Source organism: Tenuifilum sp. (assembly GCF_037481895.1).
Taxonomy (GTDB): domain Bacteria; phylum Bacteroidota; class Bacteroidia; order Bacteroidales; family Tenuifilaceae; genus Tenuifilum; species Tenuifilum osseticum.
In genome coordinates this window covers 42,714-55,125 of the sequence record NZ_JBBFKU010000023.1, presented here as the reverse complement: position 1 = coordinate 55,125, position 12,412 = coordinate 42,714, and the positions used below count along the sequence as shown (strand labels likewise).

Here is a 12,412-nt window from a genome sequence, read left to right as displayed (position 1 = left end):
CCGGTAAGGGCTATAAGAAGTATTTGAGCAAACCTGTTCATACTCATGGTTATTTTTTGGGTAAGTAAAAGCGGAATTCCACGCGACGGTTTTCACGGAGCTTGCTATCGGGGCATTTAATTCCCTTAACACACTCGTTAACCGGTTGGGTATCGCCATAGCCTTTGGCTTTTAAACGGTAACTATCAATTCCTCTCGATGTAAGGTAGTTCACCACCGACTGGGCGCGTCGTTGCGATAGTTCTAAGTTATACTCGCTTGAACCACGGCTATCGGCATGGGCTTTAATTTCAACATAGAGCTCAGGGTAGTTTTTAAGGATTTCGACCATCTCTTTTAGGTTGTCAATGGAGTTGCCTGTAATGCGCGTACTTGCGGTTTCAAAGTAGATATTATCAACTTTAAAGGTTACATCGGGGGCTGCTACAATTTTATAAACTGCTGTATCGCCAACATTGCCTACATTGTCGGTTGAGTAAACCTTAATTGAGTACTCGCCGGTTCGCTCTATATCAATATTTCCCTTAAAAGGAACAAACGGTTGGTTATCAACGGCAATAAATGATTGCTTTACACCCGATTTTGAATCGATTGCGCTGGGCGTAAATGATGCCCTGTCCTCCACATAAACCCTGTTATTGTGGTTAAAGAGAAGACCTTTTTCAACCCTTAAGCTTGATTTAGGACCCACTCCATCGGCCCAAATTAGGAAGCGTACCTTTTCACCCTTACTCTCATACACCAGGTAGTGTTTACCGTCGCCATCAAAATACATCGGGTTAGCGGCCTTGTCGGTACTGGGAATGAGCACTTTCTGGGAGGGCTGGTTCTCGGGGCTGATGAAAAAGTATATAGGCGCATCGGCTTTTACAAAAATATCGCCATTGTTATTCACATAAACATTGTTGGCATTTTCTTGAGCCAATACCGATGAACAAAGAAACAAAAAAGCTAAAATCCCAAAATATTGCTTACTCATGGTTTAATGTGATGTATACACAAAAATAAAAGTTTTTATCAATTTGCAGTTAAGTTTGGCTATCAATTTTAAAAGGTTTACCTGTTAGGTGAAGCCCAATGACAAGAACATCGTCAATTTGGTTATTTTCCGAGCCAATCCATTCATCAAGAGCTGTTTCAAGTTGTTCCTGTTGGGCTACCATAGGCATGTTATGGTTTTCAAATAGCATCTCCCTGAATCGTTTAGATGTAAACTTAAGGTTCTCGGGTCCGCCAAACTGGTCTATATATCCATCGGAAAATAGGTAAATACTGGTAGGCGAATCGATAGTGATGGTATGTAGGGTAAACTCTCGTTTTTCTTCTTTCTGCAAACCTCCAATGGGTACAGGGTCGCCTTTAATGGTGAAACACTGGTTGTTAGTTATGTAAACAATAGGGTTTTTGGCTCCGGCAAACTCAATTGTTCGGCCATCGCCATTTATTCGGATAAGGGCCATGTCCATGCCATCGCGGCTATCGTTATTTTCCTGTTTAAGCAGGTAACGCACCTGCTTATGCAGCTCATTAAGTATCAGGTTGGGTTGTGTTAACCCACTGCGTATAATTACATCGAGTAGGTTTAGCCCAATCATGGACATAAATGCTCCGGGCACACCGTGACCTGTGCAGTCAACCGCTGCAATCAGAAAGCCAAAGTCGTTCTTGGGAATGTTGGGCAAAGCTATCATGTGTCGGTTTTGCTTACTGGCGGCTATATTCTGGCCGCCATAGGCAGCAAACCAGTAAAAATCGCCACTTACAATCTCCCGCGGACGGAACATGATAAATGCATTGGGTATGTAGCTGACCAATTGGTCGTATGTGGGTAATAGGGCTTGCTGGATTCGCTGAGCGTAGTTAATGCTGCTGGTTATATCGCGGTTTTGTTTCTCAATCTGTTGGAGGGCTTGCATCAGTTCCTGGCTTTTGGCCTCAACCATGGCTTTTTGGCGTGCAAGCTCCTCGTTGGAGCGTTTCTTTTGAAGGTAGTAATGGGATATTAGGCCAAGCATGCCTATGGTAGCCGCTATGATTACAATAAAGATGTTGCGAACCAGAATCTGATTTTTGATTTTTTCCTCGCGCAGTGCATTCTCCTTATTTAGTAGGTCAATCTGTAGCTTTTGCTCTTGCGTTAGCTGTTCAACTTTATCGAGACTATCCTTTACGGTTTCAAGTACCCGCTGCTTTTCGCTGAGCTCCTTTTCTGTGAGTTCCTTTTCACTTTTTATTACCTGGAGTTCTCCCTTTGCTTCCTCAACAATTTTCTGTGCCTCTGCTTCCTTTTTGAGCTGTTCCTCGCGTTGAATTTTTCTGGAAAAGGCTGTATAGAGGGAGAAGTACTCCGACGATTTTTCAGAATTTCCAAGTGCCTCGTGTATTTCAGCCAGGAGCGAGTATGTGTTTCTCAGTAGCTTTGCATCGTTAATCTCAAGAGCAATGGTATTGGCCTGTTCGGCGTACTCAAGGGCTTTTTGGTACTTGTCCAATTCTTTGTAGGCATTTGCAATGTTAATAAGGGTTGCCGTTGTTTCCGCTTTATTTTTCTGTGAGCGGTTTATGGCTAAACTTTTTTCGAACTGCGCAATGGCCTCGCTATACTGCTCCAAATCAACAAACACCATCCCAAGGTTGGTGTAAATTACCTTGAGTGCATTTTGGTTTCCAAGTTTTTCAGCAACCGATGCTGCTTTTAGGAAAATGTCGCGAGCTTCGGTAAGCTTTCCGTTAACCCAGTAAGCGGTTGCGGTTTTATTGTAAATTGAAAGTGCACCGTTTAGGTCGCCATTACTTTCAAGCTCCTTGGCTTGCTGTAAGCTATTTTGGAGTTCCTTACTGCTGCCTAGCGGGGTTGTTTGCGATTGCGCAGTAAAATGTGCAAATGCAAGCAAAACCAATAAAACAAAGTATTGAACAAACCTAAACATGCTTAGTTCTATTGCTCCACTATAAAGTTAACTTTAAGGCTAGTCATGTGGGCAAACTCAATACCCTCATCAATCATGTCCTGGTCCTCATCGCGGTGATACCAGTTAAGCACCACCTCGTACCCCTGCGATGGCAATGCTTCAAAGTAACCTATGATATCGAGTAGTTTTTTTGACGACGAGGTGTTGAGGTACTCCAACTTTAGGTTAATGGTTGTTTTTTGCTTTGGTGATTTTACGTACTCCTGGGCGTATTTTTCAAGGGGTTTATAGAATTCAATGGCATCTTCGGGCAACGATTTGCCATTCACCTCAAAGTATCCCGATTCACCATCGGCCAGCACCATGGGTGAGTCGATTCGTTTCTCAATTTTTAGTGTATCCATACCGCTAGCATTAACTTTTTATTTAACGAACTTGGGTCGGTAAAAGTTCCAAAATGGCTACGCAGGATATAAAAGGCTGGCTTCGGGCCCCAGAGGCAATTTCAGTAAAATCCATGCTATTAGTAACAGGGTCCATGAAATAAAGAATGCAATGGTGTAAGGCAGCATGGTGGAAATAATGGTGCCAATCCCTGCTCTTTCATCGTATTTTTGGTAGTAAACAATGATTAGTGCAAAAAAACTCATCATGGGCGAGATAATATTGGTTATGCTATCGCCTATTCTGAAAACTGCCTGTGATAGCTCTGGGGAGTACCCTAAAAGCATGAAGATGGGTATAAACACAGGTCCCATAATCGCCCACTTGGCCGATGCACTTCCCATGAAAAGATTTATGAAGCCTGAAAAAATGATGAAAAGAATTACAAGGGGTATAAGCCCTATGTCGATGCTATGCAGTACTGTTGCTCCTTTAATTGCAATAAGTAATCCCAGATTGCTCCATTTAAACCAGGCTACAAACTGCGCTGCAAAAAAAACTAGAACCAAAAAAGCAACCATACTCTTAAAGCTTGTACTCATCCCCTTAAATATGTCATCGTGCTTTTTAAATGTGCCTGCCAGATAGCCGTAAACTATTCCCATTGATGAGGCCATTAAAAAAAGAATAGCAATAAAACCCTTAAGCAAAGGGGAATGCAAAATGCTGTTATCGGCTCCCCTGAGCAAACCATTTTGAGGAATCAATCCGATGGCAAATAACAATATCCAAATAATTAGTGTTACCAAAGCTCCTTTAAGACCTCTTATTTCACCCTTTGATAGTTTTTCGATTTTTTCGGGCTCAACACTCCCTTTGTAGCTACCTAGGCGTGGCTCAATCCACTTGTGAGTAACCCAGGTTCCAACAATTGCAATTAAAATGGTTGATACAGCCATAAAGTAGTAGTTGGCTGTAGGCATTACGTAGTAGTTTGGGTCAATAATGCGTGCAGCTTCGGTTGATAAACCTGCCAGTAAAGGATCGATTGTGCCAATTAAAAGGTTTGCACTAAAGCCTCCGCTTACCCCTGCAAAAGCAGCCGACATTCCCGCAAGTGGATTTCTACCTAGGGTATGAAAAATAACGCCTGCAAGGGGTATAATAAGTATGTAGCCCAGGTCAGATGCTATGTTCGAAAGAATACCCGTAAGCACAATCATAAAGGTAATCCATTTCTTGGGCGCTTTTAGCAGAAGTTCATTGATACCAGCCTTTACTAAACCGCTGCTCTCGGCAACTCCAAGCCCAAGCATGGCTACCATAACAATTCCTAGGGGGGCAAATCCGGTATAGTTATCAACCATTCCTAGTATAATCCGATGTAACCCTTCCTTGGATAGTAGGTTTATGACCCTAACTGTTTCCCCGTTGGCAGGATTAACCCCTTGCCAATCGAGTAGGAAACCGATATATGAAAACAGTATTGTAACTAGTCCGAATAGTCCAAAAAGTGCAGCAGGGTGGGGCAAGGCATTACCTGCAACCTCTATGCCATGTAAAACCTTATCGCTAAAACTTCTCTTTCTCTTTTCGTTCATATTATGCATTTCTTTAAAAATTCCGAAGTGTAACCACAACCCAATTTTGCAATATCTTCGGGGGTGCCGGAGCAAACCACTTGGCCTCCCGCTGCTCCTCCCTCGGGGCCAAGGTCAACAATGTAGTCGGCCGATTTAATTACATCCAAATTATGCTCAATTACTATAACCGTGTTACCACGGTCAACAAGTTTGTTGAGCACCTCAAGCAGAATACGTACATCGTCAAAGTGTAAGCCTGTAGTGGGCTCGTCCAGAATGTAGAGGGTTTTTCCGGTATCGCGTTTGGCTAATTCTGTGGCCAGCTTCACACGCTGGGCTTCACCCCCTGATAAGGTAGTGGATTGTTGCCCCAGTGTTATATAGCCCAGTCCAACGTCCTGGAGCGTTTTTAACTTCTGATGGATTTGCGGTATGCTGTCAAAGAATTCCACGGCCTGGTTAATGGTCATGTCCAGCACCTCGCTAATATTTTTACCTTTGTACTTTACCTCAAGCGTTTCGCGGTTATACCGACGTCCAAAACAGTCGGGACACTTTACGTAAACGTCGGGGAGGAAATTCATCTCTATTACCTGAACGCCACCGCCCTTACAGGTTTCACATCGTCCGCCCTTAACGTTGAATGAGAAGCGTCCGGCCTTGTATCCCCTTATTTTTGCATCGGGGGTTAACTCAAAGAGCTTCCGAATATCTGTAAATACGTTAGTATATGTTGCTGGGTTCGAACGGGGTGTGCGTCCAATGGGCGATTGGTCAACATCAATCACTTTGTCAATGTTTTCAATTCCTTCTATCCCATCGTGTTCCAACGGTTGAGCATATGAACGGTACAAATGGCGGCTAAGGGCAGGGTATAGCGTTTCATTTATTAAGGTTGATTTACCGCTACCCGATACGCCAGTTACACAGATAAATGTACCTAAAGGAAATTTCACGGTGATATTTTTCAGGTTATTGCCTCGTGCCCCCTTTACGGTTAGGAATTTTCCGTTACCCTTGCGCCGCTCATTAGGAATAGGAATTTTAAGTTGACCATTGAGGTACTGAGCGGTAAGCGAGTTGGACATCAGTATTTCCGAGGGAGTGCCTGTTGCAACTATTTTCCCGCCATGCCTGCCGGCGCGTGGGCCTATATCTACCACGTAATCGGCTGAGCGTATCATCTCCTCATCGTGTTCAACCACTATCACGGAGTTGCCTGCATCGCGCAGTTGCTTAAGCGAGTTTATGAGCTTGATGTTATCGCGCTGATGAAGCCCAATACTTGGCTCATCGAGGATGTAAAGCACATTAACCAGTTTTGAACCAATTTGGGTAGCCAGCCTGATGCGTTGGCTCTCACCACCCGATAGGGTTGAAGAACCACGGTTTAACGAAAGGTAACCCAATCCTACGTCGAGCAAAAAGCGTACGCGCTCCCTGATCTCTTTAAGTATTTCGGTAGCTATTGCCTTTTGTCTGCTGCCAAGACGATTCTCGAGACCCTGAAGCCAATGCCAGAGTGTTTCAATGTCCATGGCTGAAACATCGGCTATGCTTTTGCCATCAACCTTGAACCATAGCGATTCTTCTTTCAACCTTGTTCCCTTACAGGTTGGGCAGGTTACCTGTTTGATGAACTGGTTTGCCCACCGGTCGCCCTTGCCATTCAGCTCATCGTTGGTTTGATGGTTTTGGATGTAACTGATTACCCCTTCAAAGCTCAGGAAGTATGAGCTGTTTACCCCAATGCTTGGATGTTTTAACTTAAACTGTTCTTCGGAACCGTAAAGAATCACGTTTAGTGCCTCTTCAGGGATTTGTCCAATGGGATCGGAAAGAGAAAAATCGTACTTTGAGGCAATTGCTTCCAGTTGCCAGAATATCAGTGAGTTTTTATATGGTCCCAACGGTTGTATACCACCGCGTTTAATGCTCAGCTGTGGGTCGGGGATAATTCGTTCAATATCGGCTTGGTTTATGTAACCCAACCCATTGCAGTGGGTGCATGCCCCTTTGGGAGAGTTAAAGCTAAATGTGTATGGCTCAGGCTCATCGTACGAAATGCCTGTTGTAGGGCACATCAGGTTACGGCTAAAGTACCGGTATTCACCGTTATCCATATCAAGCACCATGATGATTCCCTTACCAATGTTCATTGCTGTAGCCACCGACTGGCTTAACCTTTTTAAATCGCCCTCGCCTACACGGAATTTGTCAACAAGAAGTTCAATGTAATGGGTTTTATAGCGGTCGAGCTTCATGGCCGGTCGTAGCTCCGTTATTTCCCCATCGATACGGGCGTTGAGGTAACCCTTGCGCCTTAACTGGTCAAAAAGTTCCTTGTAGTGCCCCTTGCGTCCACGAACCACAGGCGCCAGTATTGCGGTTCGTTTCCCAGTAAACCGTTCGTTTATCAGGTTAATGATTTGCTCATCGGTATAACGAACCATTTCCTCCCCGGTTTTGTATGAGTAGGCAGTTGACGCTCTGGCGTAAAGCAGACGGAGGAAATCGTAGATTTCTGTAATTGTCCCCACTGTGGAGCGGGGATTTTGGCTGGTGGTTTTCTGCTCAATGGAAATAACAGGGCTAAGCCCTGAAATCTTATCAACATCAGGTCGCTCAAGAGTACCCAGGAATTGCCGGGCATAGGCCGACATGGTTTCCATGTAGCGCCGCTGACCCTCAGCATATATGGTATCAAATGCTAATGATGATTTACCGCTGCCGCTCAGGCCGGTAATTACCGTCAGTTTTTGCCGTGGAATTGTAACATCAACATTCCGCAGGTTATGCACGCGTGCACCCTCAACAACAATTTCACCCTCATCGGTTAAGGCCGATTTATCAATATCCTGAAACATGCTAAAACCTATTTATATGCCTCCTCACGGAAACCTTTACGTGGTATCTTTATAAGGTACGATTTGCCTTGCTTACCTGGCAAGTAATTTTCCCTAAGCCAGGGATTAAAGAGTTTGATGAGTTTATAGTTAACGCCGTACTGCCTTGCAAAACTAGCAATGCTGGTTATGGTGCTGTCAACTTTAACCTCAGTGTACTCAAGTGGTGGATAAAGGTCAGTACTATCCAGAAAGAAACCGTACTGCTTGGGGTTCTCAAAAATCACCTTAAGCGCTAATATACGGTACACATACCTGCCAGTTTCATCGCCCAAAACCATATCGTAATACGAATTGCTATCCTGCCGGTCAATTTGCTTTGTTATGCCGTTCATGCCAAAGTTGTACGACGCTGCTGCCATGGTCCATGTACCATACTTTTCATAAGCTTTCTTAAAGTATTTACAGGCCACCTCAGTTGACTTTTCAATATGGTATCGCTCATCCACCTCTTTATTAATCTCAAGCCCGTATTCTTTAGCTGTACCTTCAAGTATTTGCCAGAATCCAACTGCTTTGGAAGGTGATACTGCCTGGGTAAGGCCACTCTCTGCAACAGCAAGGTATTTAAAATCGTCGGGTATATTGTTTTTTTTGAGAATTGACTCAATAATTGGGAAGTAGCGGTTTGCTCGCTTTAGCAGAAGAACCGTTTGCGAGTGCCAAAAGGTGTTAACATGTAGTTCACGGTCAAGCGATTCACGAACATCGAAATACTGAAGGGGAACTTCTTCGCCGGCAAAACTCAAATTCTCAGGTATGGGGATTGCAAAAATTAGCGACGATTGGTAAACCGAGTCGCTCCAAGGGTTTAACGATTTATACCTCTCAAATCCCGAATTAGGCCTTGGAATGAACGATAGCATTAAAACAAAAAAGCATACGGCAGTTACAACCAATCCTATTAAAACGACTTTTCTATTATCCATGTAAACGAAGTTTTACCATTTAACGTTACCCGAACCAATTTGTTAACTTAATCTACAAAAATACAATTTAGCGCTGATCTTCAAAAGGGGCATACCCCTTCAATATTTTGATTTATCAAAAATACCGACTATACCGTTTATTTAGGGATTTTTGTCATATTGATTCCCAATTTACGGGATAAATACCGCCGAAACAGCTCTCTGTCGTGCTGAGTCCCGATATATCGGGATAGACTTCGTCGAAGCATCCCTTTGCTCTTTTTTCCCTTTTTCCCTTGCCCGAGATCCTTCGCTGCGCTCAGGATGACAATGGAAGTTGTCCGTTGTTCGTTGATCGTTGTTCGTAGGAATATTGTCATGTTGAGCGCTATCGAAACATCTCATTTTTGCACTTAATTGGGAGATCCTTCGCTGCGCTCAGGATGACAAGGGTAGTTGTTAGTTGAAATTTGCATGTAAAAATGTTGTCATGTTGAGCGCTATCGAAACATCTCATTGTACCTAATGTGGCAGCCAACTTTGCTAGCTCTATCCGCCATATTCTTGTTGGGTTTAACTGTTCACTTTCCATCTAACTTCTTCTAACTTCCTCTAACATCCTCATATACTTTATTCTTCCGTTTCACATTTCACGAACTAAAACTTCCTTAAACTCCATCACATTCCTCCTATTCCGATTCATTCCGATTCATTCCGATTCGTTCCGATTCATTCCTCTAAGAATGTTACTTGGATTAAACTTAACAATAACTTAACATACTGTTTAAACCTTAACATATAGTTTACATAGACGTAACTATCTTTGCCTAAAATTTTTGCAATGAGAAATATTGTTTTCCTATCGGCTTTAATGGTTTTGCAACATTTTGTTTACGCGCAAGAGGTAAACGACTCAATAATTTACCATCAAAATCAAAGGATATTGCAGCTTTTGGAAAGCAGTAAGATTTCAACCCAAATTTTTCTTGGCTACAGGTATTATGAGGAAGGCAATGGTAACTTCAACGAGTTTTCAGTGAAGAGGGGTTATATCAACTTTGAGAAATCGTTGAACAAGCATCTATCCGGGCGTATAACTCCCGACCTAACAATTGATAAGGAGGGTGATGGTGAAGGCGACCTTGAAATGCGGTTAAAATATTGCTATGTTGAACTTAAGGACGATGACAGTTATGGGGTATTCACAAGCCCTAAACTATTAATTGGAGAGGTTCCTACCCCTTTTATAGATTTCGAGGAAAAGGTAAACACGTACAGGGTTGTTGCTAGCCAGTACCTCGATGACATGAAAATCTTCTCATCGGCCGATTTCGGGGTTACCACTACAGTTTTACTGGGTGGAAAGGTTGATGAGGGTTACCAAAAAACTGTCAGCAATGCTTATCCCGGCAAATTTGGGTCAATTGCTGTGGGAGTTTTTAACGGAGGTGGTTACCATGCTCTTGAATACAATAACAATAAAACTTTTCAGTGGAGGTTAAGTGTACGGCCAATGCCTGAGCGTTTACCCGGTTTACAGCTTTCCTATGCTGGTGCACATGGTAAGGGTAATACAGCACTCTACCCCGATTGGGATACACATACGGGTTTCTTAAGCTATGAATCTCGCAGAATTGTTCTTACAGGGCAGTTATTCCATTCGCTGGGAAACCATGAGGGATCACTGGCCGATTCTTTGGGCAACTCATACACAGCTAAGGGTTTGAATGCTTTCATAGAGGTAAAGTTCTTGAAAAACCGCTTCAGCTTTTTTGGTGCTTACGGTTTTATGCATTATACTGACTATGCCGGAGCAGACATTGAGAAAACACGTGAGATTATTGGATTAGCCTATCATATCTATAAAAGGAATAAGTTTGTTATTGATTTAAACCGAAGCATTTCCAACGGAAAATGTAAGGGGGTTATTGAATTTATGTTTGAGTTGGCTTTGTAATTAATACTTCCCGTTTGAAACATAGTAAGTAAAAAAAAGGTTGGCAAAGCGCCAACCTTTTTTTGCTAAAGGTGAGGTTAGAATAGTCCGCTGATAACTCCATTGTTATCCACATCAATTCGCTCGGCTGCAGGCTCATCGGGTAATCCGGGCATACGCATTATCTGTCCGGTAATTGGAATGATAAATCCTGCGCCAGCAGCAACCTCAATTTCCCTAACAGTAACCACAAAATCCTTTGGCCTGCCAAGCAGGTCGGGGTTATCGGAGAGCGATTTTTGGGTCTTTGCCATACAAATTGGCAGTTTGTCGAGCCCCAGTGAGTATACCTTCTTTAAATCCTCCTTTGCTTGAGCGGTGTAATCTACAGCCTCAGCACCGTATATCTTCTTGGCAAGGGTTTCGATTTTTGCTTCGGGTGTCCAGTTCCAGTCGTAAAGGGTTTTATGCTGGTATGGGCAGTTCATGGCAATCTTGTTAACAATTTTAGCCAACTCTATGGCACCCTCGCCACCTTTACCCCACACATCAACCTCAGCAACCTGAACATCCATTTCCCTGCAAACGCTTTTTATGTATTCAACCTCTTCGTTAGTGTCAGTTGTAAATCTATTTATGGCTACCACGGGGCAGATGCCAAAAAGCTTCATGTTTTCCACATGCTTTTGCAGGTTGCCAATACCCTTTTTAAGAGCCTCTACATCGGGTTGTGAAACCTCCTTAAGTGGCTTTCCGCCATGGTATTTGAGAGCCCTTATTGTGGCAACAAGCACAACTGCACTTGGTTTTAACCCTGCATACTGGCACTTGATATCAATGAATTTTTCGGCTCCCAGATCGAAACCAAAACCAGCCTCGGTAACCACGAACTCACTGAGCGAGAGTCCCATTTTTGTGGCTAAAACCGAGTTGGTCCCCTGGGCTATATTGGCGAATGGTCCGCCATGAATAATGGCAGGGGTATTCTCAATGGTTTGCACTAGGTTAGGCATTATAGCATCGCGTAAAAGCGCTGCCATGGCACCCTCGGCATGTAAATCTCGAGCATAAATGGGCTTTTTATCGTAGGTATAGCCCACAAAGATGTTCCCTAACCTATGCTTCAGGTCTTCCATGTTTTCGGCTAGGCAGAGTATTGCCATAACCTCCGAAGCGGCTGTTATATCAAATCCGGTTTCGCGGGGTACCCCATGGGTTGTACCACCCAGCCCAACAATGATGTGGCGCAACGCTCTGTCGTTCATGTCCATCACTCGCTTCCAGTGCACAGTACGGGGATCGATGCCAAGGGAGCGTTTTTTGCTTTGTATATTATTGTCTATTAGCGCAGCAAGAAGGTTGTGCGCCCTTTCCACAGCATTGAAATCGCCAGTAAAATGAAGGTTGATATCTTCCATGGGAAGAACCTGTGAGTATCCACCACCGGTTGCTCCTCCTTTTATACCGAACACAGGGCCTAGCGAGGGTTCACGGAGAACCACTGTGGTTTGCTTACCAATTCGGTTAAGGCTTTGCGCCAAGCCAATTGATACTGTTGTTTTACCCTCTCCGGCAGGTGTTGGTGAAATGGCCGATACCAGTATCAGCTTGTTTTGCTGATACTTTTCCTTATCGATGTAGCTCAAAGGGATTTTAGCTTTATACTTACCGTAAGGTATTAAATCGTCAGGATTGATGCCCAGAATTCCGGCTATCTCGGTTATGGGCTTCATTTTAGCTTCGTGTGCAATTTCAATATCGCTTTTCATAGTAAAAATGATTT

At 43.6% G+C, this 12,412-nt stretch carries 8 protein-coding genes; 1 reads left to right on the top strand and 7 read right to left on the bottom strand.

Annotated elements, in window-relative coordinates:
* Positions 1–49: 49 nt before the first annotated feature.
* From WHS63_RS08440 to WHS63_RS08415, 6 genes are read right to left on the bottom strand one after another with little or no spacing between them, the layout of a single operon-like run.
* Entirely contained in the window at positions 50–979 is a 930-nt protein-coding gene (locus WHS63_RS08440) for an OmpA family protein (protein ID WP_445204722.1), read from the bottom strand.
* A gap of 49 nt (positions 980–1,028) precedes the next feature.
* A complete protein-coding gene (locus WHS63_RS08435; protein ID WP_445204721.1) occupies positions 1,029–2,930 on the bottom strand; it encodes a tetratricopeptide repeat protein in 1,902 nt (633 codons plus the stop codon).
* Between the two features lie 8 nt (positions 2,931–2,938).
* A complete protein-coding gene (locus WHS63_RS08430) occupies positions 2,939–3,316 on the bottom strand; it encodes a DUF1987 domain-containing protein (protein ID WP_369490363.1) in 378 nt (125 codons plus the stop codon).
* 57 nt (positions 3,317–3,373) lie between these two features.
* A complete protein-coding gene (locus tag WHS63_RS08425) occupies positions 3,374–4,897 on the bottom strand; it encodes an AbgT family transporter (RefSeq protein WP_445204720.1) in 1,524 nt (507 codons plus the stop codon).
* Entirely contained in the window at positions 4,894–7,746 is a 2,853-nt protein-coding gene (uvrA, locus tag WHS63_RS08420; RefSeq protein ID WP_445204719.1) for an excinuclease ABC subunit UvrA, read from the bottom strand. The genes WHS63_RS08425 and uvrA overlap by 4 nt, the downstream gene beginning before the upstream one ends.
* Positions 7,747–7,754: 8 nt before the next feature.
* Positions 7,755–8,714 (bottom strand): lytic transglycosylase domain-containing protein, encoded by a 960-nt coding sequence (locus WHS63_RS08415; protein WP_445204718.1) that lies wholly within the window; start codon positions 8,712–8,714, stop codon positions 7,755–7,757.
* Positions 8,715–9,534: 820 nt separating this feature from the next.
* Between WHS63_RS08415 and WHS63_RS08410 the strand changes: the two genes are divergently transcribed.
* The gene (locus tag WHS63_RS08410; RefSeq protein ID WP_445204717.1) at positions 9,535–10,650 is read left to right on the top strand and encodes a hypothetical protein; all 1,116 of its coding nucleotides are present in this window, start codon (positions 9,535–9,537) and stop codon (positions 10,648–10,650) included.
* Positions 10,651–10,727: 77 nt separating this feature from the next.
* Here the strand turns inward: WHS63_RS08410 and WHS63_RS08405 are convergent, their stop codons facing one another.
* On the bottom strand, positions 10,728–12,398 hold the full coding sequence (locus WHS63_RS08405; protein WP_445204716.1) for a formate--tetrahydrofolate ligase: 1,671 nt from the start codon (positions 12,396–12,398) through the stop codon (positions 10,728–10,730).
* Between the last annotated feature and the right edge of the window lie 14 nt (positions 12,399–12,412).